A 26,837-nucleotide genomic window follows, 5' to 3' on the forward strand; every position below is an offset into this window, starting at 1 on the left:
CCTGTAATGGCCCTATCGCCGGCAAGCCAGCTCCCACATGAGCACCCCAGGCCTGGGCCTAGTGGGTACCTGTGGGAGCTGGCTTACCGGCGATAGGGCCGGTGCTGGCAACACATCAATCAGAGGTTGTAAGCCCGCTCATTGTGCTCCGCCAGGTCCAGCCCCTGCTCTTCTTCCTCCCGGCTGGCCCGCAGCCCGACAGTCAGCTTGATCGCCCCGAGAATCGCCCAGCTCACCACGAAGCAGTACACGAAGGTGAACACCACCCCCTTGAGCTGCACCAGTGCCTGCCCAATGGGCGATACGCCCTCCACATAGCCCCCCAGCGATGGCGCTGCGAACACCCCGGTCAGCACCGCCCCGACCATCCCGCCAACGCCATGTAGCCCGAACACATCGAGGCTGTCGTCATACCCCAGCGCCTGCTTGAGCTGGGTCACGGCAAAGAAGCAGATGGCCCCCGTCAGCACACCGATCACCAGCGCACCGAGGGGCCCGACGAACGCGCAAGCCGGTGTGATGCCCACCAACCCGGCCAATGCCCCCGACGCTGCACCCAAGGCAGTCGGCCGGCCATGCATCACCTTCTCGGTCAGCAACCAACCGACAATCCCCGCACAAGCCGCCACCATGGTCGCCAGCATCACCACCCCGGCCCCCTCGTTGGCCGCCAGCCCCGAACCCACGTTGAAGCCGAACCAGCCCACCCACAACAACCCCGCACCCACCAGGGTAAAGCCGAGGTTGTGCGGCGGCATGGCCACCTGCGGGTAGCCCTTGCGTTTGCCCAGCATCAACGCTGCAGCCAAGGCAGCCACGCCAGAGTTGATATGCACCGCAGTACCACCGGCGAAATCCAGCACGCCCCAGTTGACCATCAACGCCCCCGGCCCGCCCCACACCATATGGGCGATGGGTGCGTACACCAGCACGAACCACGCCGCCATGAACAGCAACGAAGCGCTGAACTTCATGCGCTCGGCAAAGCCGCCGGCAATCAGCGCCGGGGTGATGATGGCGAACGTCAGCTGGAACACCGCAAACACGCCTTCGGGGATGGTGCCGACCAGGCTGTCGTGGCCGATATCCAGCATCAGTGCCTTGTCCAGCCCGCCGATAAAACTGTTCAAGGTGAGCTGGCCCTCGACCATGCCGGTGGTATCGACCACCAGGCTGTAACCGAACAATACCCAAAGGATGCCGATAACCCCGGCCACGGCGAACAGCTGGGTGAACACGGAGAGGAAGTTCTTGGCACGCACCATGCCGCCATAGAACAGCGCCAGGCCAGGGATGCACATCATCAACACAAACATCGCGGCGCAGATCATCCAGGCGGTGTTGCCGGTGTCCAGGGTGGTTTCGGCGGCAGTGGCCTGGGTGGCCAGGGCTAACAACATTACAGCGAGGCTGAGGTGCTTCATCGAGTCACTCCTGTGGAAATGGTGGGGGCCCTTGGGGCTGCTTTGCAGCCCTTTCGCGACACAAGGTCGCTCCTACAGGGGAGCGCGCAAGCTCAGGCACGGCAATCCCCTGTAGGAGCGGCCTTGTGCCGCGAAAGGGCCGCAAAGCGGCCCCAAAAACGGTGGATCAGTACTGCGCCTGCCCCGGCACCCAGGCCGTCCCCGCCAACGGCACCCGCGCCATCGCCGCCGCTTCCACGGTCAATGCCACCAGGTCCTCCGGGTCAAGGTTGTGCAGGTGCGACTTGCCGCACGCCCGCGCCATGGTCTGGGCCTCCAGCACCAGCACCCGCAGGTAATTCGCCAGACGTCGCCCTGCCTCCTCCGGGTTCAGGCGCTTGGCCAACTCCGGGTCCTGGGTGGTGATGCCGGCCGGGTCGCGGCCGTTTTGCCAGTCGTCATAGAAGCCGGCGGCCGAGCCAATCTTCTTCAGCTCGCTGTCCAGGCGGGGGTGGTTGTCACCCAGGGCGATCAGCGCCGCCGTACCAATGGCCACCGCGTCAGCCCCCAGGGCCATGGCCTTGGCCACGTCGGCACCGTTGCGGATACCGCCAGAGACAATCAGCTGCACTTTGCGGTGCATGCCCATTTCCTGAAGCGCCTGCACCGCCTGCGGGATGGCCGGCAGAATCGGGATGCCGACGTGCTCGATGAACACTTCCTGAGTCGCTGCGGTACCGCCCTGCATGCCATCGAGCACGATCACGTCAGCACCGGCCTTCACCGCCAGCTTGACGTCGTAGTACGGGCGGCTGGCGCCGATCTTCACGTAGATGGGTTTTTCCCAGTCGGTGATCTCGCGGATCTCGGCAATCTTGATCGCCAGGTCGTCCGGGCCGGTCCAGTCCGGGTGGCGGCAGGCGCTGCGCTGGTCGACACCGATCGGCAAGGTGCGCATGCCGGCCACCCGCTCGGTCACTTTCATGCCAAGCAGCATGCCGCCACCGCCCGGCTTGGCGCCCTGGCCGAGGACGATCTCGATGGCGTCGGCCTTGCGCAGGTCATCGGGATTCATACCGTAGCGCGATGGCAGGTATTGATACACCAGATGCTGCGACTGGCCGCGCTCTTCCGGGGTCATGCCGCCGTCGCCGGTGGTGGTGCTGGTGCCCGCGATGGTCGCACCACGGCCCAGCGCTTCCTTGGCATTGGCCGACAGCGCACCGAAGCTCATGCCGGCGATGGTCACCGGGATTTTCAGGTGAATCGGCTTTTTCGCAAAGCGGTTGCCCAGCACCACGTCCGTGCCGCACTTCTCGCGGTAGCCTTCCAGGGGGTAACGCGACACGCTGGCGCCCAGCAGCAGCAGGTCGTCGAAGTGCGGCACACGGCGCTTGGTGCCACCACCGCGAATGTCGTAGATGCCGGTTTCGGCGGCACGCTGGATTTCCTGGATGGTCAGGCGATCGAAGGTGGCCGACTCACGCAGTACCGGGGGGAATTGCTCGCTCATGGGAATGCTCCTGGATCAGTACGCGCTGGCGTTGTCGACTTTGAAGTTATACAGCTGGCGGGCCGAGCCGTAACGTTTGAAATCGGCGGCCTTGTGGTCCAGGCCAGCCTTGTTCAGCAGCTGCTGCAGCTCTTGCAGGTGTTCGGCGCGCATTTCCTTTTCGATGCAGTCCGAGCCCAGTGACTGCACCGAGCCCTTGACGTAGATGCGCACCTCGTACAGCGAGTCGCCCAGCGCATCGCCGGCATCGCCACACACCACCAGGCGCCCGGCCTGGCCCATGAAGCAGCTCATGTGGCCGATGTTGCCGCCTACCACGATGTCCACGCCTTTCATGGAAATACCGCAACGGGCACCGGCGTCACCCTCGATCACCAGCAGCCCGCCATGGGCAGTGGCACCAGCGGCCTGGGAGGCACTGCCCTTGACCCGCACCAAACCGGACATCATGTTCTCGGCCACACCCACACCGACGTTGCCGTGCACGGTGACACTGGCCTGCTGGTTCATGCCGGCGCAGTAGTAGCCGGCATGGCCTTCGATATCCACCGCCACGGCAGCGTTGATGCCCACAGCCAGGTTGTGCTTGCCGCCAGGGTGGGTCACTTGCCATTCAAGGTCCTGCACCTCGCCGTGCAAGGACTGGTTGAGCACACGCACCGAAGTGCTGGACAGGTCGATCGTCTTCATATGGTTCTCCAGGGGTTCGGTGGCAGGTCAGGCGCTTTCGCGTTCCCAGACGTACAGCGTGGCCGGGGCCGGTTCCCAGACCTTGGCGTGCTCAATGCCTGGCAGGCCGGCCAGTGCCTGGTATTCCGAGGCCATGGCCACGTAGTCTTCGGTCTCGGCCAGCACCGCCGGCTTGCAGGCAATCGGGTCGCGGATCACGGCAAAGCCGTTGCGGGTGCCGATGGCAAAGGTGAAGAAGCCGTCCAGGTCTTCCAGTGCGCCATCCAGGGCCTGGGCCAGGCTGTCACCCTGCTGCAGGCGCCAGGTCAGGTAGCCGGCGGCCACTTCAGTGTCGTTGTCGGTTTCGAAACTGATGCCTTCGCGCTTGAGCTCCTGGCGCAGGCGAAAGTGGTTGGACAGCGAGCCGTTGTGCACCAGGCACAGGTCGGCGCCGGTGGAAAACGGGTGGCTGCCTTCCATGGTCACGGCGCTTTCGGTGGCCATGCGGGTGTGGCCGATAATGTGGCTGCCCTTCATGCCGGCCAGGCCGAAGCGACTGGAAATTTCCGCCGGCAAGCCCATGCCCTTGAGGATTTCGATGCTCTGCCCGGCGCTCATGATGCGCACGTCCGGCGCGAGCGCAGCCAGCGCGGCGCGGGCCGCAGCTTCATCGGTATGCACCTTGAGCACTGCGGCGCTGGCATTCTGGAACCAGTCCAGCGAGCAGCCCAGGTGCCCTTCCAGCTGACCCATCAGGGTGGTCCACGGGTAATTTATATCGGCCGCTTGCAGGGTCAGTTTGACCCAGCCATCGGCCACTTCGTCGCCGTAGATGGCAAAGCCGGCGCTGTCCGGGCCACGGTCGGTCATGGCTTCGAGCATGGGTTCGAAGAGCTTGCCAAGCTGGGCTTCCAGCTCGGGCTTTTTCAGGTACAGGCCTACAATTCCACACATGGTGATGCTCCTTACTAGGCAGTGGGCGACCGCTCTCGTATTGGCCGCCCAGGGGATTGGGGGCGGTCAGAAGAACTCGGTGTAACGCTGGATTTCCCAGTCGGAGACGTGGCGGCAGTACTCCACCCACTCCATGCGCTTGAGCTTGATGAACTCGTCGACGATCTCGGCGCCCAGCACCTCGCGGAACAACGGGTCGGCTTCGAGCGCGTCGGCGGCCTCCTTCAGCGATTGCGGCAGGGTCTTGATGCCGCGTGCGGCAATTTCTTCAAGGCTGAGGGTGTACAGGTTTTCATTGCACATCTCGCCCGGGTCCAGCTGGCGGTCAATGCCATCCAGGCCGGCAGCAATGATCGCGGCGGTGACCAGGTACGGGTTGCAGCCGGCGTCCGGCAGGCGAAACTCCAGGCGACCATAAGGAATGCGTACCATCGCCGAACGGTTGTTGGCCCCCCAGGCAACGAAGGCCGGGGCCCAGGTGGAGCCCGACAACGACCGGCCCACCACCAGACGCTTGTAGGAATTGACCGTCGGCGCCGCAAAGGCACACAGCGCCGGGCCGTGTGCCATCAGCCCTGCGGCAAAGTGGTAGGCCAGCTTCGAAAGGCCCATGCCGCTGCTGTCGGACGGGTCGTGGAACAGGTTCTTGTGGGTGCTGCTGGCCAGCGACAGGTGAAAGTGCATGCCGTTGCCGGCGCGCTTGGGGTCGGGCTTGGGCATGAACGAGCAGATCATGCCCAGGTCGTTGGCGATCTCACCGGCGGCCATGCGGAAAAAGGTGAAACGGTCGGCCGACTCCATGGCATCGCTGTAGGTGTAGTTGATCTCGAACTGGCCGTTGGCGTCTTCGTGGTCGATCTGGTAGATGTCGAAGCCCACCGGCTGCAGGGCCTCGGTCAGGCGCTCGAGGAACAGCCGCGAGCGCGACAGGCCCTTGTAGTCGTAGCAGGGTTTGTCGAGGTTGTCGGAGGCGTCCACCAGTTGCAGCTTGCCGCCTTCGTCGCGGCGGAAAAGGCTGAACTCAGGCTCAAGGCCGGTATTCAGAGTCCAGCCCTTGTCGGCCAGGCGCTGCACCTGCTGCTGCAACACGTAGCGGGTGTCGTAGGGCCAAGGCTGGCCGTTGACATGGCCCACGCACACCACCCGGCCATAGCCCGGCTGCCAAGGCACCGGAACCAGCGTGGACAGGTCGCCGCGGGCCATGAAGTCCGGGCCGTGCGGCTCCATGCCCATGCCGCAGATGGCGAACCCGGCAAAGCCGGCGCCCTCCTCGGCTACCATCTTCAGGCCCGATACCGGCACCGATTTGGTCTTCGCCGAACCATGGATGTCGACGAACTGCGCCAGCACGTACTTGATGCCGTGTTGGTCGAGGGTGCGCTGGGTTTCTGCTGGCAACATGGGTTGAACACTCCTGGGCAAGGGGCAATGATTCCGCAAGGGAAACTTACTTTCCTCTCAGGAATGCAATGCGCTTGCCAAGTTTGTTCAAGGTGCGCCATGGGTGTCTGTTGGGGCCTCTGCGCGGGCAAGCCCGCTCCCACAGGATTCGCCGCAACGCCGTGTGGGAGCGGACTTGCCCGCGCAGAAGCCGGCACCGGCAAGACAAAACCCAGGCAGGTTTTTCTGTTCTATTTATGGGAAACTTGTTTTCACCTGAGGAAAGAAGCGGCCAGCGCAGCTGCATTTCGCACTTTCCCAGTGCGAAAACTTTATTCTTGAACTGAAACCGTGCAGGACATTCGATGTCGACTGAAACCGAACCGCGCCTTCGCCTGGAGCAGTACCTTGGCCTGCAGATCAAGCGCCAGCGCCAGGCCCAGTCCCTCAAGCTCGCCGATGTGGCACGCATCGCCGGCATCAGCCAGGGCATGCTGAGCAAGATCGAGAACGCCCAGGTGTCCACCAGCCTCGACACCCTCAGCCGCCTGTGCGACGTGCTGGGCATGCCGATGGCCAAGCTGTTCAGCCAATATGACCAGCCCGATGGCAATGCCCTGCTGGTGAAGGCCGGCGAAGGGCTGGAAGTGGTACGCCGCGGCACCGAGAAGGGCCACACCTACCACTTGCTCAATCACGCCAGGGGGCCGAAGAAGAACTTCGAGGCCTATATGGTGAGCATGGACGACGCCAGCGAAGAGTTCCCCACCTTCGCCCACCCCGGCACCGAGTTCCTCCACTTGCTGGAGGGCGAACTGGTGTATCGCCATGGCAACCGGCTCTACCACATGCACGCCGGCGACAGTCTGACTTTCGACGGCGAAACCCCACATGGCCCTGAGCAACTGGTGCAGGTGCCGATACGCCTGCTGTCGATCATGAACTACGGCGACGAATGACGCGGCGCTGCAAGGCAACCGCCGATGTCGCGATCAGACAAGCACACGTCGCCCGCAATCGGCTGCAAAACCCTGTATACAAAAATAATACACACATCGACCAGCCCCGCGCCGTGGGCTGGCCGACGTGGTAGCCGCGAGTAAAACAGCCTCGCTTCACAATTCCAACGCTGTGGCGCCTTTTTGCACCGGGCAATTCGCCTGGGCTCATAACGATAAAAACTCCCAGTATCAGAGACCTGCGCAGCGCCAGCAGGGAGTGTTTGCGCGCGCCACATTGTGAAGACTTGACTGCCATGATCGCGACTTCAATCCCCGTAGCCGGTGCTGCCACCGGCCACCGTAACGCCCTGTGCGTTGCCCATATCGCCGCTGTGCTGTTCGGCCTGACCGGCATCCTTGGTCACTTGATCGACGCCGACGCCAGCATCATCACCTTTGGCCGCGCCACCTTCGCCTTCATTGCCCTGGGCTTCGTCGCCGGGCTCAAGGGCACCCGCCTGCTCGATGCGCTCACTCTGCGCAATTTGCCGGTGCTGAGCCTGACCGGCGCCCTGCTGGCAGCCCACTGGGTGACCTTCTTCATTGCCGTCAAAGTCGGCGGCGTGGCGATGGCCACTCTGGGCTTCGCCAGCTTCCCGGCGTTCATTGCCATGATCGAGCGCGGTGTATTTGGCCAGCGTATCGGGGCCGTGCAAGGTTTGCTGCTGCTGATGGTTACCGCCGGCCTGGTGTTGGTGGTGCCGACTTTCGACCTGCTGGACAACGGCACCATCGGCCTGCTGTGGGGACTGGGTTCGGGCCTGGCATTCGCCCTGCTGACCGTGGCCAACCGCCGCAATGCATCAAGCATGAACGCCATGCAGGTGGCCTTCTGGCAGAACGTGGTGGTGGCCGCGCTGGTGGCACCGTTTGCCTTCACCCACCTGGGCAGCACCAGCCTGGCGGGCAGCGACTGGGTCAACCTGGCGCTGCTGGGCGTGTTCTGCACCGGGCTGTCGCAGTTTTTGTTCGTCAAGAGCCTGGAAGGCCTGGAAGCGCGGACGGCCGGCATGATCATCGCGCTGGAACCGGTGTACGCGATCATCGGCGCCTGGTGGCTGTTTGGTGATCAGCCGAGCCTGCGCATGGCCGTTGGTGCAGCGCTAATCGTGCTGGCGACCCTGCTGGCGGCGGCGCGCAAGGCACCGGCGGAGCAAGGGGATACCAGCCGCTGCGCGCATTGATCACAGCACTGTAGATATAGCGCCCGGAACCAAGCATATTCCATAATGTTTGTATCAACTGATTTTATATTGCGTTTTAATATTAAAAATCAAACCCTATGGAGTGTCAGTCGTTGAAAGCCTTCCCACTTTTACCTTTGGGCCTTGCCTTACTGGTGGCTTCCTCAACGGCCTTTGCGGGCGCAACGCTTGATCGTGTCCAGGGCAAGGGTGAGCTTACCGGCGTGCTGATGGAGAACTACCCGCCATTCTCATTCTTGAATGAGCAAAACCAGCTGGATGGCTTTGACGTGGATGTCGCCAAGGCCGTAGCCGAGCGTCTTGGGGTGAGGCTCAAGCTCGAAACGCCCTCTTGGGATGTCATCGCCGCAGGCCGCTGGAGTGGCCGTTACGATATCTGTGTCTGCTCAATGACGCCGAGCAAGGCGCGTGCTGAGGTGTTCGACTTCCCGGTCGAGTATTACCAGTCCCCAGCGGTGATCGTGGTCAACGCCAAGGACACCGCCATCACCTCGGGAAAAGATTTGTCAGGCAAGAAAGTTGGCGTCATTAGCGCCTCGACCTACGAGGCTTACCTGAACAAAGATCTCACCATCGAAGGGGCAGAAGACAAACCTCTCATCTACCCGTTTGATAACGCCCAGGCTGCGCCGTATGACAACGAAACTGTCGCCTTCCAGGATCTGGCACTGGGCACCGGCGTGCGCCTGGACGCAATGGTCACCAATCTGATCACTGCCAAGGAGCGTATTGCCCAGGATCCACGCTTCAAAATCACAGGCGAGACTTTGTACGCCGAACCCAACGTAATCGCTATTGAGAAAGGCGATCCGCAGTGGAATGAAAAGGTCACTGAGGTCATCACAGCACTCAAGGCCGATGGAACACTGGCCAAGATTTCCCAGAAGTGGATCGGCGCCGATATCAGTAAATGACAGCCCTCAACCCACATCCCGCAAAGTCCGTTCTCGCACCCAACGTGAAATCGAGCCTGCTTGGTCGGACCTTTGGGTTCAAGACCCGCCTGTATCTGACCTGGGGGGCATTGCTTGGCTTTTGCATCTTCTTCTTCCTGAGCTTTGACCTGAAGTTCTCGATCATCCTGGATAAATGGCCCAATCTTGTAGGCCTGCGGCTGGGACCAAACGGCTTCCTTCAGGGTGCAGCACTGACGCTGTTCCTCTGTATTTGCTCGATAGGGTTTTCGTTGCTGCTGGGCTTTGTTACGGCGCTGGCGCGGTTATCACGCAGCGCTGTGGCGTTCGGCGTGGCGAGCTTCTATGCATCGTTTTTTCGCGGTACGCCGCTGTTGATCCAGATCCTGCTCATTTACCTGGGCTTACCGCAACTGGGCGTGGTGCCGGGAGCGATTAGCGCAGGGATCATTGCACTGTCGCTCAACTACGGCGCCTACCTCAGCGAAATTTTTCGTGCCGGCATCATGGCTGTCCCGCCCGGGCAGCGAGAAGCGGCTGCTGCGCTTGGCTTGAGGCCGACCTCGGCGTTCCTCCATGTTGTGCTCCCGCAGGCGATGAGGACGATCATCCCCCCGACCACCAGCCAGTTCATCTCGATGCTGAAGGACTCGTCGCTCATTTCGGTAATGGGGGTGTGGGAAGTGATGTTCCTGGCGCAGTCCTACGGACGCTCCTCATACCGTTATATCGAAATGCTCGCCACTGCCGCGCTCATCTACTGGCTGCTGTCCATTGGGCTGGAGCTCATTCAGCACCGTCTTGAACGCCACTTCGGCAAAGGGTTCCAGAATCAGCGGTGAGCTGCCAGCTGATATCAATGAAGACAGGAAAAATGATGTCCGACCCCAAACCCCTATTGTTTGCGCTATACGAACAAGCGAGCGTTGGCTGCGGTGGAGCACCCAGCCTATGGACTCATCCAGCTGATGAGCGCCTGGCCGCCAACACGTTTGATTTCTGGTCGAACCAAGCCCGTATCGCCGACCAGGCTAACCTCGACATGCTCTTCTTCGCAGATGTCCTGGGTTTCTACGACGTCTTCGGCGGGAGCGCTGAAGCAGCAGTGAAGTGGGCGGTAGAAGCGCCTGCGAACGACCCGTTGATGATCATTCCGGGGCTAGCTGCGATCACCAGGAATCTGGCATTCGGTGCTACCGTTACCACCACCTACGAGCATCCCTTCACACATGCCCGACGCTTCAGCACGCTCGATCACATGACCGGTGGCCGGATCGCCTGGAACATCGTGACGTCCTACCTTTCCAGTGCTGCTCGCAACTTCGGCCTGGAAGAGATGATCAAGCATGCCGACCGCTACGAACGCGCGGAGGAATTCATGGATGTGGCCTACAAGCTCTGGGAGGGCAGCTGGGCGGACGACGCAGTGGTGCAGGACAAAGCGGGTCAGCGCTACGCCCGTGGCGAGCGGGTGAGACCGATCAATCATTGCGGGGAGCGCTACCGCGTGGCAGGCCCTCATCTGACAGCGCCTTCCCCGCAGCGAACCCCGCTGCTTATCCAGGCCGGTTGGTCAGGCCGGGGCCGAGAGTTCGCAGCCAAACATGCAGAGCTGATTTTCATCGCCAAATCCAACCCACATGAAATCCGCCAGGGTCTGGAAGAAATCTGGACGATGGCACAGGCTCGTGGACGTGCTCGGGATGACGTGAAATCGCTTACGGTGCTGCGCATCGTCACGGCGAAAACAGAGATTGAAGCCCAGAGAAAGTATGACGCGCTTCAGAGCAACTATCACCTGGAAGCACAATTGGTCAGCTATGCCGGCGATACAGGCATCGACCTTAGCCGCTATGCGGACGGCGATGCGCTCTCGACCCATACCGAAGGTTTGACCTCCTACATGATGCGACCAGACGGCAGCGGCAAGCCGTTGACGGCAGGTGACGTCAGGAAGCGTTTTGCCAACGTCACACGCGGTACAGATTTGATTCTGGTAGGAACGCCTGAGCAAGTAGCCGACCGCATCGAGGAGCACGCCCGCATTTCGGGAACAGGTGGTTACATGCTGAACCCGCTCACCAGTCCTGGCACCTTGGAGGATTTCGTCGAGCTGATTGTGCCTGAACTCCAAAAACGCGGGCTTTATCGCACGCAACCGCAAAGCGGCACCTTCCGGTCTCGCCTCAGAGATGACCGCTCGAGCCGCCTGCCATCATCTGCTTATGGAGCGTCTTTCCGGCAGCAGTGAAGGGGAAATCGACTGACCACTCGGGGAGCGCGGTGCGGGCCAAGGCGGATTCAACTGCCCCTACAGCTTGAACTTCACACAAATCGTACTGTTCTCGGCTAGCCGGTCCAGCGTAATTGCATTGGCCCCATACCCTGAATAGCTTTTCACCAGCCGCATGCCCAGGCCTGTTCCGCTTGGTTCGGGATAAGACTCCGGAAAGCCCTCCCCCTCGTCCCTTACCGTAATGACAGCATGGTCGCCCGCATCCTGGACGCTCACGCCTATGGTGCCCTTGCCGTACTTGAGGGCATTGGTAATCAGCTCGGAAATGACCAGGCCCAACGGCGCCATCCGCTGTGGAGGGAGAATGAAAGCGTCGGCATCGAGAACGATCTTTCGCTCAGCCAGCGCCGACCCCAGGTCACTCAACAAGGCGCCAAGATACTCTGATGCCAGGACACCCTGGGTTTCTGCGGTCTGATAGAGGCGTTCATGCACACTGGCTATCGTCAGCACACGGCTCGCCGCCGTCTGCAGTTGGATCTTGACCGCCTCATCCGCCGACAGATTGGCCTGAAGCTGCAGCAGGGTGTTCACCAGGTGCAGGCTGTTCTTCACCCGATGGTGAATCTCTTCGAGATAGAGATCGCTGTCGCTCAGCTTGGTATTCTGCACGGCAATCAGCGACAGCAACTGAGCCTCATGCTGATGCCGCTCGGTAATGTCCCGCGACACTGCGATCAGCCTGTCCACCTTGCCCTCGGTGCTGAGAATGGGCGCAATGGTGACGTCCCACCATCTCGGCTCATCGGTGGCCGTAGGGCAGTAGGCCTCAAACCTTGCCGACTCGCCGGCCACGGAACGCGCCATGGCATCACGCACCACCGCCCTGGAGTCATCAGGCCACAGCTGGGCCCAAGGTTTGCCCCGCACCTCTGCCAGCTCGCCGATGTGCATGAGGCACATGCCGGCCTCATTCATGAATTCGATGTCGCCGTGCGTGGTGAGGATCTTTACACAGTCCGGACTGGCATTGAGCATGCTCTCGGAATAGCGATCCGGTAACTGATCATCCGCCGCATTTGCCAGGCGCTCCACGGCCATGGAGATGACGTTGGAGATACCCTCGAGGAAGACCAGGTCGCTTTCGATGAAGTCGTCACCGTCGGTGCTGTCCGCCTCCAGCACACCAAAGGGCCTGAGCGCACCCCGGATGGGCACGTTGATGGCGCGTTCGATACCGTATTTTTTCAACAGGTCCGGCGTGCGGAAGCGTTGCTCCTGGCCCAGATGGTTGGAAAGCACCGGCCGGTAGGTGGAAATGGCATAACCCGCCGGACTGGCCACATCCCCACCGACCTTGGCGTGGCCGATATCCGAGGGATCCCAACCGACGCCGTGGGTCAGCAAAAAGTCGTCACTCCCAGGCAAGGGCATCAACACCTTGGCAAAACGCGTGTTCATGCCGTTGGCCACCACGCTACAAGCCTGCGTGAGCAAAGTATCGAGGTTCGTCGACCTGAGCGACGACACACCATACTCCACCACCAACTGATGCTGCTTGTGTAAACGGGCCTGTGACTTCTGTAGTGCAAGCCTGATCATTTCATCGGGAGGCAGTTGATGCATGGGTTCATCCACAGCTGGCCAATATGGAAGATTATTTTCGAGCGTGCCTTTCGACACCGTAGACCCTGCGCACGTGCCGGACCGGGATCGAAAAAGTTTCGTGGCTTCATTTACCAACGATCCTGGATCGGTGGCAATGACGAAAACCGTCTAAGCGCGACGGTAATGGGCAAGTATAGATCGCTGGGCTTGCCAACAACCCAAGCACCACCCGTCAGCCGCACGAAACCACTGGTCATGGCCGCTGGCCGTATGGCTACATGATCGGGGTTTTTATTATGGCTCGCAGTGTATTGGTGGTAGAGGATGACGAGTTGATCCGAACGCTCGCCTGCGAGGCGCTGGAATCGCTCGACCTCGACGTGCACAGCTGTAGTTGTGTCGATGAGGCGATAACGGTGCTGGAAACAATGGCCCACCTGGACCTCGTATTGACCGATATCCAGATGCCTGGCCAACTCAATGGAGTGGATCTTGCCCACCTGATCATTGATCGTTGGCCTGCTACCGCCGTGATCGTGATGTCGGCCGGCCAACTTGATCCCGGCGTTCGCCTGCCTGAGTGTTCAACGTTCCTGTCCAAACCCTGGACGGTTGACCAGTTACTGAACGCTGTTGAGCGACAGCTATCGCCTAAGGCAAGTGTTTGAGGACGGGGCCTTGCTCGAACACGCTCGGCATCCCACAGCGGGAAAGGCGCTGGAATGACTTAACGAGGGGCTATTGCATCAGGTATGAACGCCATGCAGGTGGCCTTCTGGCAGAACGTGGTGGTGGTGCCGTTTGCCTTCGCCCACCTGGGCAGCACCAGCCTGAGAAGGCGTACTGCTAGAGTTAGCGTCGCCTAGGGGGGGGAGAAGGGGGCGCTTTTGGTCCATAGCGCTCAAGCATCCCATCAAACCGGTCAATCTCCCTTTGGAAACGCCCACGCCCAGCACAAAGATATTCAGCTTCGCCTCATAGTGACCAACCGGCAAATGAAAAATGGGGTTGCCAGCCACAAAATCCGCTGCAAATCCATCGGTTTCAAAATTGTATTTTAGATCCCATCGAGTGTACCCATAGTGCGGAGCCCCATGCTTATATAACCGTGCAGCTACGACCGTCTTTTCCATCGACCCTCGATGTATTCCCTTCGCCACTTTCCGGAAATGCGAAAGCTGTGGGTGCAAGCTTGATGGAAAACCCTCTTTTTGCAAAACATTGATATCCAAGCTCATTTGTGTATTCACTTGCCCCCTGGATGTAATCCTGGAAGCCCCAGAAGGATCAACATAGTTCACAGGGTCGCCAGAGCAATAGGCATACACATTTACCCCCCCGCCACCAAACGGGCTTAAAGCATCAGGACTGGTAAAACGGCAGATTGAAGGGCTGTACAAACGCCGACCATTTCCTAGCGGATACAAGTTATTGACTGCGTCACGCCACTGCCCGGCGAATCCGAGAATAGACGAAGCGTGTGAAAGGTCAGAGAAACCGTAAGCCGTATAGGCTAGATCAAGTTTCGGGTGACTCTGGAGGTTTACACTCCGAAGGAGACAATCCATCGCACAACTACTCAAAGCCTCAGATGCCGTTACCCTAGAGAGGTATTCGCGGTTTGGAAACTGACATTTTTACCAGGTCATCCGGTTTGATCTGCAATTCACCTGTCAGCCCCCTTCCGAAACAAGCTGCGGTCAAACATGAGTGCCCGTTCACTCTGCGGCGTGGACCGATGCAGCTGCTGCGGCCTGCCCAGCTTTGGCTGCTTCTTCTCCCACCATCCACCAGCCGCTGCGCGCATTGATGACTAGCCTGGCTCTAGGCTGCTGAACAGGGCCAATGGATGATCAACTTGCTGTCCTGATGGCAAACCCTTGTGCTGTCACATCTTCATAAGAGGGCGGTGGAACGTATTCAGGCGGAGGGCCATTGAACGAAGGATCAGTGCTAAAGGAGCTAGGGCGCCTTATAGCAAAGAGAGGTGTATTGTTATATATACCATGCCATGTGTATTCGTATCCCTTGACCCCTCTGGGAAGCTGCCCTCTGTTCACTGCGAAGATATGCCCTTCTTTGTGCACAGATACGGTCGGAACAAAGTTTGCAACAAAACCATCATCCGGCCATTGGAAGCGAATTATCCCTTCAACCTTGGACAGTTTTGTGAATACATGATTATTTCCTGCGGGTAAGGCCAGCAAAGCGTTAACATCAGACGGTTCTTGAGCTAAATGTCGGATAAAAGGTTTGAGCGTCATAGGCGCATTATTTTCCCGCAGCAGAGCGGTAGCACCGGTCTTCTTCATTGCACCCAAAGTTTTAGCCATTCCAGAAAGGCTGACTCTCAACTGACCTGAAGGGTCTGAGTAATTGATGGGGTCACCTGTACAATAGGCGTATGCATTCAGCCCTCCTCTGTCAAACGGGCTCAATACGTCAGGCCCTGTCAAACGCCTGAGTGATGGGCTGAACAGTCGATGCCCGTTACCCAACGGATAGCACCCCGTCTGTGTATCACGCCATTCGCCAGTGAAAGCAACCATTGCCAGTTTTTTCTGGACAGGCGAAAAGCCATAGGGTGAATAAGCCTCGCAATCGTGAAGGTCAATAGCGTGGGTAGCCACTACGGTATTGGCTGCGTCGCTTTGCAACAGCCTGGCCGATGTTTTTAACTGGGCTAGCGCCCTCCTATCAGCACGCATTAACCGCGTGTTCTCCAAACCGATCAAACAAACCAGTCTGGTGTTGGCGTAGAACAGGCGCACCCTGGGGACCTTGTTAGCTATCGCGCTCATTCCATCGTCACCTTTGGCAGAGGTGTTTGACAGTACACGGTAGATGACAGGGTCGATACTGGTAGATCTGCCAGGTCAGCCTGGGCTTCAGTTATCCGCCTTCAGGTAACAAACTGCGGTCAAACATGAATGCCCTCTCCCCTTGCGGCGTGTACTGATACAACTGCTGCGGCCGGCCCAGTTTTGGCTGGTGCTTCTCCCCCGTATCCCTCACCCACCCCAGCTCGCGTAAACGCTCCAGGCGTTTGCGCACAGAGGTACCGTTCACCGCCTGGCCCAGGCAGGCCTGCACCGCCCCGAGCGCATCCTGCACTGTAAACTTCTGCGCCAACAGGTAAAGCGGCAGGCTGCTATACACCGTCTTTGCCGCCAGGCGTTCGCGGGCCCGCTCCACCAGCAAGTTGTGGTCAAAGGGCAACAGCACCTTGCGCCCCAGCACACTGTCCAGATCGAAAAACGCCAGTTGCTCGCCTTCGACGGCCTGCGCGGGGTCGAGCAACGCCAGGTAATAGGTGCTCAACGACCACCCTCGTGGATCGCGGAATGCATTGCCCTCGGTACCCACCTGCTCCATGTAGCAGGGTTGCACCCGGGCCTTCTCGTGCAGGGCCCGGCTGGCGGCATCTTCCAGACTGGTGTCGGGGGTACGCCCATTCACGATGACCCCGGGCAAGGCCCATTGCCCGGCATGCGGCTCGCGCTCACGACGGTGCAACAACACTTGCAGATGCTGGGCATCAGGGGCCAGGCGCAGGGCGACAATGTCGACACTGGCCAGGACTTCGACTGTACTCACCGTGCAGCTCCTTGTTCAGTAGCACAATAATCCACCAGAGCATCTAAGTAAGGCAACCGCCAACCCGATATCGTTTGCCACTTGACATACTTAATACACCAGGTGAATTATATAACCATTCCAGCAAGGAGAACTGCCATGAAGATCGCCAGTTTCGATGTCGACGCGCAAAACGGCTTCACTGCCAACGCCCCGCTGGAGCTGCCCGTGCCCGAAGGCGACGAAATTGCGGCTGACCTGAACGCCATGGCCTTGCGCGCCGACCTGCGCCTGGGCAGCAAGGACGCGCACCCGGCCAACGCCGCCTGGGTGGTCGCCGACCCTGCGCACATGCTGCAACCCCTGCAACTGGCCAACGCCGACCTGACCTGGGTCAGCCACTGCGTCCCCGGCACACCGGGCTTCGCGCTGCTGCCCGGCCTGCCCGCCCCCATCGACTATGACTACTTCGTGTGGAAAGGCGTCGAACCTGACCTGCACCCCTACGGCGCCTGCTACCACGACCTGGCCGAGCGCCGCTCCACCGGGGTGATCGAATACCTCAAGGTACAGCAGGTGGGCGCGGTGATCGTCGGCGGCCTGGCCCTGGACTACTGCGTCAAGACCACCGCCCGCCAATTGCGCCGGGCCGGCTTCCAGGTGCTGCTCTACCTGCCGGCCTGCCGCGCGCTTACCCAGGCCGGGGCCATCGAGGCGTGTGGTGCGTTGGCCGCCGAGGGCGTGATCCTCTGCGGCGACGAGGCCGCGCTTGACCACCAGCTTGCCCTGATCAAGGAAGACCGCCCATGAGCGACAGTGTTTTTGGCCCACGCATCATCCAGAACCTGCTGGACACCGACTTCTACAAGATCACCATGATGCAGGCGGTGCTGCACAACTACCCCAACGCCGAGGTGGAATGGGAGTTTCGCTGCCGCAATGGCGAAGACCTTTCCCCCTACCTGGCCGAGATCCGCTATCAGGTGGAGCAACTGGCCGAGGTTACCGTCACCCACGACCAGCTGGCCTATCTGGAAAAAATCCCCTTCCTCAAGCCGGACTTCATTCGCTTCCTCAGCCTGTTTCGCTTCAACCTGCGCTATGTCCAGGTGGGCCTGGATGGCGCCGGGCAACTGGCAATCCGCGTGCGTGGGCCGTGGTTGCACGTGATCCTCTATGAAATCCCGCTGCTGGCGATCATCAGCGAAGTACGCAACCGCTACCGCTATCGCGAAGTGGTGATCGAGCAAGTTGGCGAACGCCTGTACCAGAAGCTGGACTGGCTCAAAGCCGAGGCCAGCGCCGATGAGCTGGCCGGCTTCCAGCTGGCGGACTTCGGAACCCGACGGCGCTTCTCCTACCGCGTGCAGGAAGAGGTGGTGCACATCCTCAAGCACGATTTCCCCGGGCGCTTCGTCGGCACCAGCAATGTGCACCTGGCCCGCGAGTTCGAGCTCAAGCCACTCGGCACCATGGCCCACGAATGGTTCATGGCCCACCAGCAGCTCGGCCCACGCCTGGTCGACAGCCAGGCCGCTGCGCTGGAGTGCTGGGTACGGGAGTACCGAGGGCTGTTAGGTATTGCGTTAACCGACTGCATCACCATGGATGCCTTCATAGGCGATTTCGATCTGTACTTCGCCAAGCTGTTCGATGGCTTGCGGCACGACTCGGGCAATCCACTGGCATGGGCGGAAAAAGCCATTGCCCACTATGAGCGGCTGGGGATCGACCCGAGGAGCAAGACCCTGATCTTTTCCGACGGGCTGGATTTTGCCAAGGCGCTGGGGCTGTACCGGGCGTTGCATGAACGGATCAATGTGAGCTTTGGCATTGGTACCAAGCTCACGTGTGATATCCCAGGGGTTGAGCCGATGAACATGGTGATCAAGATGACCGGCTGCAATGGGGCGCCAGTGGCGAAGATTTCCGACAGCCCGGGCAAGACGCAATGCCGGGACGAGAATTTTGTTGCTTATCTGAAGCATGTCTTTCATCTGAATTGAGGGTGCCTGCACCGGCCTCTTCGCGGCACAAGGCCGCTCCTACAGGTACGAAGCCATTGATGCCGTACCCCTGGAGCGGCCTTGTGCCGCGAAAGGCCGGCACAGTCAACCGACCTGTTGCATACCCACACACAACTCAAGAAACCGCGCCGCCGCCCGCGATGGCGTCGCGGCATGCGGCATCAGAATGGAAAACCGCCTGACCAAAGGCTGCGGCGCAACCTGCAACCTGTGCAGCGCCCCATCCTCATGGCGGATGGACATCGCCGACACAAAGCCAACCCCCATCCCCGCACGCACCGCCTCCTTCACCCCTTCCACCCCGGCAATTTCCAGCGCTATGCGCATCGCCACACCATCACGGGCAAACGCCCGCTCGACAATCTGCCGCACTCCCGAGCCGCTCTCGCGCAGCACCAGCGGGTAAGCACCCAGCGACGCCAAGGCCTGCTGGTCACTGCCTGCCAGCGGATGACCACTGGGCACGATGGCAACGATCTCGTCCTCGCGCCAGGCCGTCACTTGCGTGCCCAAGGGCAACTCCTGCCCAGGCGGCCCTTCGATCAGGGCGATGTCGACACTGTCCAGCGCAGCCACGATCTCTGCCGTGTTGCCGTGCGATGTAGTCACCAGCACGTCCGGGTGGCGGGCATGGAAGTCGGCGATCAGGTAAGGCAGCAGGTAGCTGGCAGGTGTGGTACTGGCACCGATACGCAAGGTACCGCGCTCCAGACCACGCATGGCCTCAAGCAGTGCCCTGGCCTGGCGGAAGGTTTCGCGCAGGCGCTCGGCATGGGCCAGCAACTGCTCGCCGGCTGCCGTCAACCGCACACCACGGCCGGCACGCTGATACAGCGGCTCGCCAAAAGCCTCCTGCAGCAGCTTGAGCTGGCCGGACACCGCCGGCTGCGACAGGTGCAGCGCCTGGGCCGCATGGCTGATGTTGCCGTGCTCGGCGACAGTGGCAAATGTTATCAGTTGTTCTGGGGTCATGATTCAAAAATATCAGCTAAACGGATATTTGCCATTCCAAATTACGATTTTTTATAAGCTTATAACCAGATTAACGTAGGCCTTGTCGAAATACCTTTCCGGAGGACTCACATGGCCACGGTTCCGTCCCACCCCGCTTATTCGCCTACCCTCTCTACCCGAGGGCGGCTCAACGGCATCCTGTTCGTCGCGCTTTTTGCGCTTGCAGTCACTCAGCTGGCGGCCTTGCCTGCCATCGCCAACCTGGGCATCAGCCCGTTGATTGTCGGCATCGTCGCCGGAGCGCTGTACGGCAATGCCTTGCGCGATGGTGTACCGGCCAGCTGGGCTGCCGGCATAAACTTTTCGGCCCGCGGCCTGCTACGCATTGCCGTGGCCTTCTTTGGCCTGCGGGTCAGCCTGCAGGAAATCGCCGAAGTCGGCTGGTCGGGGCTGCTCGTGTCGTTGCTGGTGGTGTCCAGCACCCTGTTGATCGGCCTGTGGTGTGGCATGAAGCTGTTCAAGCTGGACCGCGATACCGCTCTGCTGACCGCCGCTGGCAGCGCCATCTGTGGCGCCGCCGCCGTGCTGGCCTTCGAATCGGCACTGCGCAGTGCCCCGCACAAGAGCGCCATGGCCGTCGGCAGCGTGGTGTTGTTCGGCACCTTGTCGATGTTCCTCTACCCGCTGGCCATCAACGCCGGCTGGCTGCACCTGGACACCCTGGGCGCCGGGCTTTTCCTGGGCGGCACTATCCACGAAGTCGCTCAAGTAGTGGGCGCAGCCAGTAACGTCAGCCCTGAAGCAACCCATATCGCCACCATCGTCAAGATGACCCGGGTGATGCTGCTGGTGCCGGTACTGCTGGTGGTAGGCCTGTGGATCAGCCGCTCGCGCAAGGCCGGCCAGGCGCAGGGCAATGGGCGCATTGCGATGCCCTGGTTCGCCTTCGGCTTCCTTGCCCTGGTGCTGGTGAATTCGCTGCAGGTACTGCCGGGTAGCGTGACCCAGGCGGTGAACAGCCTCGACACTTTTGCCCTGACCATGGCCATGACTGCACTGGGTATGGAAACCCGCTTCAGCCAGATTCGCCAGGCCGGGCCAAAGGCGCTGGCTACCGGAGCGATTCTGAACCTGTGGCTGGTAGGCGGTGGCTTGGCAATTACCCTCGGCGTGCAGACGCTGTTGGGATAAATCGGGACCGGGTTGGCTTCTTCGCGGGCTCGCCCGCTTCCACAGGGATCCGCACTGTACCTGTGAGGGCGGGCAAGCTCGCGAAGAAGCCAAACAGGTCTCAAGGTTTTTCACCAGCCCCCTCGTTGCCGTCCACATTTCTCGGTATGGTGTTGTCAAAGAAGGATGTTTTACCCGCACAGGAAAGACTTAGATGCCTCAACGCAATGTCATCAATGCATCCGTCAGCCCCAAAGGCAGCCTGGAAACGCTGTCACAACGTGAAGTGCAGCAACTGAGTGAAGTCGGTACCGGTAGCCTTTACACCCTGTTCCGCCAGTGCGCCCTGGCCATCCTCAACACCGGCGCCCATGTCGACAATGCCAAGACTATCCTCGAGGCCTACAAGGACTTCGAGGTTAAAATCCACCAACAGGATCGCGGCGTGCGTCTGGAGCTGCTGAATGCCCCGGCCGACGCCTTCGTCGATGGCGAAATGATCGCCAGCACCCGTGAAATGCTGTTCAGCGCCCTGCGCGACATCGTCTACACCGAGAGCGAGCTGGCCAGCCAGCGCATCGACCTGGAAAGCTCCCAGGGCATCACCGATTACGTGTTCCACCTGCTACGCAACGCGCGCACCCTGCGCCCGGGTGTGGAGCCGAAGATGGTGGTGTGCTGGGGCGGCCACTCGATCAGCACCGAGGAATACCAGTACACCAAGAAGGTCGGCCACGAACTGGGCCTGCGCAAGCTGGACGTGTGCACCGGCTGCGGCCCTGGCGTGATGAAGGGGCCGATGAAAGGCGCCACCATCGCCCACGCCAAGCAGCGCATGCATGGCAGCCGCTACCTGGGCCTGACCGAGCCGGGCATCATCGCCGCCGAGGCGCCCAACCCGATCGTCAACGAGCTGGTGATCCTGCCGGACATCGAGAAACGCCTGGAAGCCTTCGTGCGTGTCGGTCACGGCATCATTATCTTCCCCGGCGGTGCCGGCACGGCCGAGGAGTTCCTCTACCTGCTGGGCATCCTCATGCACCCGGACAACCACGACGTGCCGTTCCCGGTGGTGCTCACCGGCCCGCGCAGCGCCGAGCCTTACCTGCAACAATTGCATGCCTTCGTCGGCGCCACCCTGGGCGAGGCGGCGCACTGCTTGTACGAAATCATCATTGATGACCCGGCCGAAGTTGCCCGGCACATGGTCGAAGGGCTCAAGGAGGTCAAGCAGTTCCGCCGTGAGCGCAACGACGCCTTCCACTTCAACTGGCTGCTGAAGATCGAAGAGAGCTTCCAGCGCCCGTTCGACCCGACCCACCAGGCCATGGCCGAGCTGGACCTGCGCCGCGAGCTGCCACCCCATGAACTGGCTGCCAACCTGCGCCGAGCTTTTTCGGGCATCGTTGCCGGGAACGTCAAGGACAAAGGTATCCGCCTGATCGAGGAACACGGCCCGTATCAGATCCACGGCGACAGCGCTGTACTGGACCCCCTGGGCCGGCTGCTACAGGCCTTCGTCGACCAGCACCGCATGAAACTGCCCGGCGGCGCAGCGTATGTGCCGTGCTACCAGGTAGTGACCTGACACCCGCTGCCTGAACAGTCATCCCAGGCTAATGGGGCCGCTTCGCGGCCCCATTAGTCTATTGGTTGAGGTCAGCCATCGGCCGCTCAACAAACCGAATGCTATCGCGCCCACTGCGTTTGGACTGGTACAAGGCCACATCCCCCTGCTCGATCAACGCCGCCAGGCTCGCCGGCGGCTGGTCGAACAGGTTCACGCCGATGCTCAAGGTAACCGCGTGCGGCGTAGGCACGGTCTTGCTGGCATACTGCTGAAATTGCTCACGCAAAAACCCACCCAGCTCCATGACCCGCTCGCTACTCGCCCCGCTCAACAAGATGACGAACTCATCGCCGCCCAACCGCGCGGCCAGCGCGCGCTCGGGTAGCACCGTACGAATCATCTCGCTCAGGGCAATCAGCAACCGGTCCCCGGCGATATGCCCGTGCAGGTCGTTGACCAGCTTGAAGTTGTCGATGTCGATCAGCAGCAACGCCCCGGGCTGCGCCGGGCTGACGTCCTTGAAGAAATGCCCCGCCCGTACCTCCAGCGCACGCCGGTTATACAGCGCGGTCAACGGGTCGCGGGCTGCCAGCCGGGCAATCCGCTCCTCGCGCCGATAGCGCACTGTGCCGGTCATCGACAAGGCAATCAGCATGATCGCCATCGCCCCCTCGACCAGGGAAATCTGAATGATCATCCCGCCAAAGGTGGCCAGGTCAATCAACGTTCCCGGCGTGATCGCAATGACCGCCTTGGCCACATAGAACAGCCCGTGAACCAGCAGTACATAACGCAGCTGCACGGCCCCGACACTCAGCGACTTGCCGTGGGGCCGCAACAGGAAGCTGGCCTTCAGCGTCAATGCCGCCACCAGCAACGAGTTGACCATCAGCATCACCTTCGACCACTGCGGCCCTACGGGCAACAACAGCAAGGCGAACCAGACCACCACAATCATCAGCCAGGCCCGCGACAAGCGGTCCTGGGTAAAGCGCAGTACGCCCATCAGGAAAAAACAGTGCGCCACCACCAGCAAACCGTTGGCGAACCAGATACCGATGAACAACAACCCGACCCCGCGCAGCAAGGCCAGGATACAACCGACAGTAATAGTGGCAAAACCGGCACTCCAGAACAGCAGTGAGGTTTCGCGGACACTGCGCCACTCAATCGCCAGGTACAGGGCAGCCGCCGCTGCCAGGGCGACCGAGATGGTCAGCATCGTGGGTGGATCTAGCGCCATATACGCATTGGCCTATCTGGTTAACGAGGAAAAGGCCCGATTGTATGCGCTCGTGATGACTTTTCAGAGGGGCCTTGGACGGTTGACTGCAAATGATAGCCCAGCACCTGTAGATGGAGGCATGCCGGCAATATCATTTTGACATCAAGGCGCCGTGTTCACTACAGAAATCCCAGTGGTCTCGCCCCCCTCAAGCCCGGAGAGAAAACTCACCAGTTGCCGCCCATGCGAGCTCAATTGCTCCCAGTCACGGAAGCACAGGCGAAGCTCCAGGGTGGCCCAGCTTTCGGCCAGGGCCACCCTGCGCACCGGCAGCTCCTGTTCGGCGCGAAGGGCCGCTGTTTCAGGCAGCATTGCCACCCCTGCACGCTGCGCCACCAACTGGGCAATCGCCTCGAAACTCGGTGCACGCACCCGAACCTTCAGGGGCATGGCCAGCTTCATCGCCATTTCCTCGACAAAACGCTGCATCGGCCGCTCACCCGGGAGGCAGATGAACGCAAAGCCCAAGGCGTCGACCAGGCGTAGCTGCTCGCGCCCGGCCAGTGGATGACCGGCAGGCACCAGCATCACCAGGCGCTCGGTGCGAAACGGCAGCGATACCACGCCCTCACTGTTCAGGATGCCGTCATACACACCGATCTCGCATTCGTTGGCCACCACTACCCGCAGCACATCCACGCTCTTGTGCTCGACCAGCTGCAGGTCGACTTCCGGGTAGTCCGCCAGGAACGGCCCCAACACGGCGGGCAGCAATGTGCTGTTGGTCACGGTGGAAGCCGCCAGGCGCAAGGTGATGCGGTGCTCACCAGACAGCTCGTTCAAGGTGCCCTGCAGCTTTTGCGCCTCAGCGAGGACGGTTCGCGCGCCCTCGAGCACCAACCGCCCGGATGGCGTTAGCTGCATGCCAGCGGCATTACGGATGAACAGCGCCAGCCCGCAGCGCTCTTCCAGCAGGCGCAGGCGATTACTGGCGGCCGATACGGCCACCGGAAAGGTGGCAGCCGCCTTGCTCAGGCTGCCTGTGGCAGCGATGGCCAGCAGCAGGCGCAGGTCAGTCAGGTCGAATGGCATGGCTTCTCCAAAAGCGAACACCCTGTTCGATTAAAAGCGATTCTAGCTTAGCCGCCTTCTGTTCAGAATAAGCCCTGTCATTCTTCTGCTTCGGGTACTCCATGAACGCATTACGCAGCCTGATCCAACGCCAGATGCAGAGCGGCGCCTTGTACGCCGTGCTGGCCGCCCTGGGCTTCAGCTTCAAGGCGATTTTCGTCAAGCTCGCGTACGCTGCCGGGCCGGTGGACGCCATCAGCCTGCTGGCGATGCGCATGGGGCTGGCGCTACCGTTGTTCGCCTGGCTGGTATGGGCCAGCCGTAGCCAAGGCAGCGCCCCGCTCAAACTGGGCGACGGTTTGCGTGTGTGCTTGCTTGGGCTGCTGGGTTATTACCTGGCCAGCCTTTTCGACTTTTATGGTTTGCAGTACATCAGCGCCGGGCTCGAGCGGCTGATCCTGTTCACCTACCCGACGCTGGTGCTGGTGTTCCAGGCCATCGCCCTGCGTGAGCGGCCAAGCCTGCGCACCTTGTCGGCCATGGGCCTGTGCTACCTGGGGCTGGGCATCGCCTTCGTCCACGACGTCAGTGTCGCCGGGGTTGGCCAACAGGTGGTGCTGGGCTCGCTGTGGGTGTTCGCCAGTGCGGTGACCTACGCGCTGTATTATTCCGGCACCGGGATGATGCTCAAGCGGATGGGCTCGATGCGCCTGGCCGGGCTGTGCGGCACCGCGTCGTCGCTGATGGTGCTGGCGCATTACCTGCTGGTGGCACCGGTCGGGCAGCTGTGGCAATTGCCGGGCGCGGTGTGGGCCAACGCCGGGTTGATGGCGGTGTTTTCCACGGTATTGCCGATCTACTGGGTGGCGCTGGCAATCCAGCGGCTCGGGCCGACTCACACTGCGGCAGTGGGCAACCTGGGGCCGGTGCTGACGGTGTTGGCGTCATGGGCACTCTTGAGTGAAGAGATTTCGCTGTACCAGGTCATCGGGCTGGCAGTGGTGCTGTTTGCCGTGTCGCGGCTCAAGCCGCAAAGCAAGAAGAAAGCCGAGATAGCCACAGCGACCGAACCGGCACGGTCTCTGTAGATACTCTGTTGGCGGTCAAGCTTTTCTAAGGTGTTCAGAGCTGAAAAGCTTGGCCGTATCAAATGGTTCATCGCCGCGCATGCATGCCCATATGCCTGTCAGGTACTTGCGCATGACAGCGGCGATCGCTTGCATTTTTTTCTTCCCCCTGCTGACCAGCGATTCATAAAAGGCCTTCGCGTAAGGATCGCAGCGCACCGCCGTCAGCGCCGGCATGTACATGGCCGCCCGTAAATAGGCATTCCCGCTTTTGCCGAGCCGACCAGGTTTATCAATGCTTGTCCCCGACTGTGTCTGTCGAACATCTAGACCAGCATGACGAGCGACCTGAGAGGACTTGAGCATTTGAGGAAGGGTGGTCAGCTCAGCCAAGGCAGCAAGTGCCGAGACTTCTCCCATTCCCGGGCCCGCTAGTAACTGCTTGTACTGCCGGTTAAGCGTCGGACACTGAGCGATCAACTCACGTCCGGCTTTGCGGAAACGCTCAATGCGATTGTCCAAAGTGGCAATCGCTTCCTCTTGATCTTCGATCAGCATCGACACGGTCGTAGCGGTCGCCTGCAATGCATGCAGCTCATTCTTCGCCCTGGTGCGGTGCCCGACCAGACGATTGATGTGCCGGCCAAGAGCCCTCAGCTCAAGCTGTACGGAGCTTGGCGGTGTCCACAAGCGCGGTGTCATACGTTCACCGTACTCGGACAGCAACTGAGCATCTATCGAGTCAGTTTTACTGTTCACCAGCATCAGCTTGGCGAAATTATGGAAGCTCTTGGGGTTGATCACCGAAACAGGAAGGTCCGCAGCATGCAGCTCAAGGGCCAGGTCCAGGTAATAGATTCCGGTCGCCTCCATCACGATCGACTTGGGCTTGAGCGCCTGCAGCTTTTTCACCGCTGCCTTACGACCAGCAGGGGTTTGAGCGATATCCCACTGTCCAGCGGGACGCCCATCTTTACGCACCCCAACGATCGACGTACGAGAACCAATATCCAGGCCCACACAGACATTCATTCTTCCCACTCCCAAGCGAGTTAGGTAACAATGGCCTCCGGTTCCCCGACCTCGAACTTCATGCCGCTGCAACCTTGTAATGCGAAGTCCGACTTGTCGGCTTCTCGATACTCTTCGTAGTGGGCAATGAGGCGGGGGGCCTCTCTACAGACAAGGTCAGGGGCAAACCCTGCCTTCAGGAGCGATCGGCCTCCCCGGAAGTGCTTCTATAGCCTGACGAGAATAACCTCTCTCATCAGGCTAGGCACAACATACAAGGAGC

24 protein-coding genes and 1 pseudogene are annotated in these 26,837 nt (G+C 60.7%); 11 read left to right on the forward strand and 14 right to left on the reverse strand.

The annotated features are described in order from the left end of the window. Positions 1-119: 119 nt before the first annotated feature. The 5 genes from E8E78_RS20505 to glnT form a co-directional block, all read right to left on the reverse strand. A complete protein-coding gene (locus E8E78_RS20505; protein WP_049275084.1) occupies positions 120-1,424 on the reverse strand; it encodes an ammonium transporter in 1,305 nt (434 codons plus the stop codon). Between the two features lie 166 nt (positions 1,425-1,590). Continuing rightward, entirely contained in the window at positions 1,591-2,916 is a 1,326-nt protein-coding gene (locus E8E78_RS20510) for an FMN-binding glutamate synthase family protein (protein ID WP_016715698.1), read from the reverse strand. A 15-nt stretch (positions 2,917-2,931) separates the two neighbouring features. Further along, positions 2,932-3,606, reverse strand: coding sequence for a protein glxC (locus E8E78_RS20515; RefSeq protein WP_049277192.1), 675 nt, complete (start codon positions 3,604-3,606; stop codon positions 2,932-2,934). 27 nt (positions 3,607-3,633) lie between these two features. After that, complete coding sequence (locus tag E8E78_RS20520) at positions 3,634-4,539, reverse strand: glutamine amidotransferase family protein (RefSeq protein WP_049277190.1); 906 nt, start codon at positions 4,537-4,539, stop codon at positions 3,634-3,636. A 66-nt stretch (positions 4,540-4,605) separates the two neighbouring features. After that, the gene (glnT, locus tag E8E78_RS20525; RefSeq protein ID WP_049277188.1) at positions 4,606-5,940 is read right to left on the reverse strand and encodes a type III glutamate--ammonia ligase; all 1,335 of its coding nucleotides are present in this window, start codon (positions 5,938-5,940) and stop codon (positions 4,606-4,608) included. A gap of 344 nt (positions 5,941-6,284) precedes the next feature. On the opposite strand from glnT, the gene E8E78_RS20530 reads away from it, so the two are divergent. The 5 genes from E8E78_RS20530 to E8E78_RS20550 all read left to right on the forward strand — a co-directional run bounded on the left by E8E78_RS20530 (position 6,285) and on the right by E8E78_RS20550 (position 11,290). Continuing rightward, positions 6,285-6,878 carry a helix-turn-helix domain-containing protein gene (locus E8E78_RS20530; RefSeq protein WP_016499247.1) on the forward strand — a complete coding sequence of 198 codons (594 nt, stop codon included), beginning with the start codon at positions 6,285-6,287 and terminating at the stop codon, positions 6,876-6,878. A gap of 296 nt (positions 6,879-7,174) precedes the next feature. Continuing rightward, on the forward strand, positions 7,175-8,104 hold the full coding sequence (locus E8E78_RS20535) for a DMT family transporter (protein ID WP_280313578.1): 930 nt from the start codon (positions 7,175-7,177) through the stop codon (positions 8,102-8,104). A gap of 113 nt (positions 8,105-8,217) precedes the next feature. Then, positions 8,218-9,039, forward strand: a complete 822-nt coding sequence (locus E8E78_RS20540; RefSeq protein ID WP_016499245.1) for an ABC transporter substrate-binding protein — start codon at positions 8,218-8,220, stop codon at positions 9,037-9,039. Further along, positions 9,036-9,881, forward strand: a complete 846-nt coding sequence (locus E8E78_RS20545) for an amino acid ABC transporter permease (protein ID WP_016499244.1) — start codon at positions 9,036-9,038, stop codon at positions 9,879-9,881. The genes E8E78_RS20540 and E8E78_RS20545 overlap by 4 nt, the downstream gene beginning before the upstream one ends. A gap of 35 nt (positions 9,882-9,916) precedes the next feature. Then, positions 9,917-11,290 (forward strand): LLM class flavin-dependent oxidoreductase, encoded by a 1,374-nt coding sequence (locus E8E78_RS20550; protein WP_059396129.1) that lies wholly within the window; start codon positions 9,917-9,919, stop codon positions 11,288-11,290. A 60-nt stretch (positions 11,291-11,350) separates the two neighbouring features. Here E8E78_RS20550 and E8E78_RS20555 read toward each other — a convergent pair whose 3' ends face one another. Further along, positions 11,351-12,901 (reverse strand): PAS domain-containing protein, encoded by a 1,551-nt coding sequence (locus E8E78_RS20555; RefSeq protein ID WP_049277183.1) that lies wholly within the window; start codon positions 12,899-12,901, stop codon positions 11,351-11,353. A gap of 278 nt (positions 12,902-13,179) precedes the next feature. Between E8E78_RS20555 and E8E78_RS20560 the strand changes: the two genes are divergently transcribed. Further along, positions 13,180-13,551, forward strand: a complete 372-nt coding sequence (locus E8E78_RS20560; protein ID WP_172439607.1) for a response regulator — start codon at positions 13,180-13,182, stop codon at positions 13,549-13,551. A gap of 78 nt (positions 13,552-13,629) precedes the next feature. Here the strand turns inward: E8E78_RS20560 and E8E78_RS20565 are convergent, their stop codons facing one another. The 4 genes and pseudogenes from E8E78_RS20565 to E8E78_RS20580 form a co-directional block, all read right to left on the reverse strand. Next, positions 13,630-14,121: a hypothetical protein gene (locus E8E78_RS20565; protein WP_280313606.1), complete on the reverse strand. Its 492-nt coding sequence runs from the start codon at positions 14,119-14,121 to the stop codon at positions 13,630-13,632. Between the two features lie 51 nt (positions 14,122-14,172). Continuing rightward, a pseudogene (locus tag E8E78_RS20570) lies at positions 14,173-14,451 on the reverse strand (RHS repeat-associated core domain-containing protein); the annotation flags it as partial. A gap of 285 nt (positions 14,452-14,736) precedes the next feature. Further along, positions 14,737-15,684 carry an RHS repeat-associated core domain-containing protein gene (locus E8E78_RS20575; RefSeq protein WP_280313573.1) on the reverse strand — a complete coding sequence of 316 codons (948 nt, stop codon included), beginning with the start codon at positions 15,682-15,684 and terminating at the stop codon, positions 14,737-14,739. Between the two features lie 91 nt (positions 15,685-15,775). Next, positions 15,776-16,480 (reverse strand): NUDIX domain-containing protein, encoded by a 705-nt coding sequence (locus E8E78_RS20580; RefSeq protein ID WP_019472298.1) that lies wholly within the window; start codon positions 16,478-16,480, stop codon positions 15,776-15,778. Between the two features lie 138 nt (positions 16,481-16,618). On the opposite strand from E8E78_RS20580, the gene E8E78_RS20585 reads away from it, so the two are divergent. Together E8E78_RS20585 and pncB are read left to right on the forward strand one after the other, a co-directional pair. Beyond that, entirely contained in the window at positions 16,619-17,269 is a 651-nt protein-coding gene (locus E8E78_RS20585; RefSeq protein ID WP_049277181.1) for an isochorismatase family protein, read from the forward strand. Continuing rightward, positions 17,266-18,465, forward strand: coding sequence for a nicotinate phosphoribosyltransferase (pncB, locus tag E8E78_RS20590; RefSeq protein WP_049277180.1), 1,200 nt, complete (start codon positions 17,266-17,268; stop codon positions 18,463-18,465). Before E8E78_RS20585 ends, pncB begins: the two co-directional genes overlap by 4 nt. A 105-nt stretch (positions 18,466-18,570) precedes the next feature. Here the strand turns inward: pncB and E8E78_RS20595 are convergent, their stop codons facing one another. Then, positions 18,571-19,458: a LysR family transcriptional regulator gene (locus E8E78_RS20595; RefSeq protein WP_049277179.1), complete on the reverse strand. Its 888-nt coding sequence runs from the start codon at positions 19,456-19,458 to the stop codon at positions 18,571-18,573. Between the two features lie 111 nt (positions 19,459-19,569). Between E8E78_RS20595 and E8E78_RS20600 the strand changes: the two genes are divergently transcribed. Together E8E78_RS20600 and ppnN are read left to right on the forward strand one after the other, a co-directional pair. After that, positions 19,570-20,631 carry a YeiH family protein gene (locus E8E78_RS20600; RefSeq protein WP_049277177.1) on the forward strand — a complete coding sequence of 354 codons (1,062 nt, stop codon included), beginning with the start codon at positions 19,570-19,572 and terminating at the stop codon, positions 20,629-20,631. Positions 20,632-20,824: 193 nt separating this feature from the next. After that, the gene (gene ppnN / locus E8E78_RS20605) at positions 20,825-22,198 is read left to right on the forward strand and encodes a nucleotide 5'-monophosphate nucleosidase PpnN (protein WP_016499219.1); all 1,374 of its coding nucleotides are present in this window, start codon (positions 20,825-20,827) and stop codon (positions 22,196-22,198) included. Between the two features lie 58 nt (positions 22,199-22,256). Here the strand turns inward: ppnN and E8E78_RS20610 are convergent, their stop codons facing one another. Next, entirely contained in the window at positions 22,257-23,402 is a 1,146-nt protein-coding gene (locus E8E78_RS20610; protein ID WP_016499218.1) for a GGDEF domain-containing protein, read from the reverse strand. Positions 23,403-23,567: 165 nt separating this feature from the next. Beyond that, positions 23,568-24,497 carry a LysR substrate-binding domain-containing protein gene (locus E8E78_RS20615; protein WP_049277174.1) on the reverse strand — a complete coding sequence of 310 codons (930 nt, stop codon included), beginning with the start codon at positions 24,495-24,497 and terminating at the stop codon, positions 23,568-23,570. Between the two features lie 101 nt (positions 24,498-24,598). On the opposite strand from E8E78_RS20615, the gene E8E78_RS20620 reads away from it, so the two are divergent. Further along, positions 24,599-25,564: a DMT family transporter gene (locus E8E78_RS20620; RefSeq protein WP_016499216.1), complete on the forward strand. Its 966-nt coding sequence runs from the start codon at positions 24,599-24,601 to the stop codon at positions 25,562-25,564. 15 nt (positions 25,565-25,579) lie between these two features. Here E8E78_RS20620 and E8E78_RS20625 read toward each other — a convergent pair whose 3' ends face one another. Further along, positions 25,580-26,575, reverse strand: coding sequence for an IS110 family transposase (locus E8E78_RS20625; RefSeq protein ID WP_016497900.1), 996 nt, complete (start codon positions 26,573-26,575; stop codon positions 25,580-25,582). Positions 26,576-26,837 lie beyond the last annotated feature (262 nt).

Origin of the sequence: Pseudomonas sp. BN505 (genome assembly GCF_029873175.1) — a bacterium.
Lineage (GTDB): Bacteria > Pseudomonadota > Gammaproteobacteria > Pseudomonadales > Pseudomonadaceae > Aquipseudomonas > Aquipseudomonas putida.

Bases quoted from the DNA above. Each gene is read 5' to 3' on its own strand.
- E8E78_RS20505 (WP_049275084.1), bottom strand. From the start codon at position 1,424: ATGAAGCACCTCAGCCTCGCTGTAATGTTGTTAGCCCTGGCCACCCAG.
- E8E78_RS20510 (WP_016715698.1), bottom strand. From the start codon at position 2,916: ATGAGCGAGCAATTCCCCCCGGTACTGCGTGAGTCGGCCACCTTCGAT.
- E8E78_RS20515 (WP_049277192.1), bottom strand. From the start codon at position 3,606: ATGAAGACGATCGACCTGTCCAGCACTTCGGTGCGTGTGCTCAACCAG.
- E8E78_RS20520 (WP_049277190.1), bottom strand. From the start codon at position 4,539: ATGTGTGGAATTGTAGGCCTGTACCTGAAAAAGCCCGAGCTGGAAGCC.
- glnT (WP_049277188.1), bottom strand. From the start codon at position 5,940: ATGTTGCCAGCAGAAACCCAGCGCACCCTCGACCAACACGGCATCAAG.
- E8E78_RS20530 (WP_016499247.1), top strand. From the start codon at position 6,285: ATGTCGACTGAAACCGAACCGCGCCTTCGCCTGGAGCAGTACCTTGGC.
- E8E78_RS20535 (WP_280313578.1), top strand. From the start codon at position 7,175: ATGATCGCGACTTCAATCCCCGTAGCCGGTGCTGCCACCGGCCACCGT.
- E8E78_RS20545 (WP_016499244.1), top strand. From the start codon at position 9,036: ATGACAGCCCTCAACCCACATCCCGCAAAGTCCGTTCTCGCACCCAAC.
- E8E78_RS20550 (WP_059396129.1), top strand. From the start codon at position 9,917: ATGTCCGACCCCAAACCCCTATTGTTTGCGCTATACGAACAAGCGAGC.
- E8E78_RS20555 (WP_049277183.1), bottom strand. From the start codon at position 12,901: ATGCATCAACTGCCTCCCGATGAAATGATCAGGCTTGCACTACAGAAG.
- E8E78_RS20560 (WP_172439607.1), top strand. From the start codon at position 13,180: ATGGCTCGCAGTGTATTGGTGGTAGAGGATGACGAGTTGATCCGAACG.
- E8E78_RS20565 (WP_280313606.1), bottom strand. From the start codon at position 14,121: ATGAGCTTGGATATCAATGTTTTGCAAAAAGAGGGTTTTCCATCAAGC.
- E8E78_RS20575 (WP_280313573.1), bottom strand. From the start codon at position 15,684: ATGAGCGCGATAGCTAACAAGGTCCCCAGGGTGCGCCTGTTCTACGCC.
- E8E78_RS20585 (WP_049277181.1), top strand. From the start codon at position 16,619: ATGAAGATCGCCAGTTTCGATGTCGACGCGCAAAACGGCTTCACTGCC.
- pncB (WP_049277180.1), top strand. From the start codon at position 17,266: ATGAGCGACAGTGTTTTTGGCCCACGCATCATCCAGAACCTGCTGGAC.
- E8E78_RS20595 (WP_049277179.1), bottom strand. From the start codon at position 19,458: ATGACCCCAGAACAACTGATAACATTTGCCACTGTCGCCGAGCACGGC.
- E8E78_RS20600 (WP_049277177.1), top strand. From the start codon at position 19,570: ATGGCCACGGTTCCGTCCCACCCCGCTTATTCGCCTACCCTCTCTACC.
- ppnN (WP_016499219.1), top strand. From the start codon at position 20,825: ATGCCTCAACGCAATGTCATCAATGCATCCGTCAGCCCCAAAGGCAGC.
- E8E78_RS20610 (WP_016499218.1), bottom strand. From the start codon at position 23,402: ATGCTGACCATCTCGGTCGCCCTGGCAGCGGCGGCTGCCCTGTACCTG.
- E8E78_RS20615 (WP_049277174.1), bottom strand. From the start codon at position 24,497: ATGCCATTCGACCTGACTGACCTGCGCCTGCTGCTGGCCATCGCTGCC.
- E8E78_RS20620 (WP_016499216.1), top strand. From the start codon at position 24,599: ATGAACGCATTACGCAGCCTGATCCAACGCCAGATGCAGAGCGGCGCC.
- E8E78_RS20625 (WP_016497900.1), bottom strand. From the start codon at position 26,575: ATGAATGTCTGTGTGGGCCTGGATATTGGTTCTCGTACGTCGATCGTT.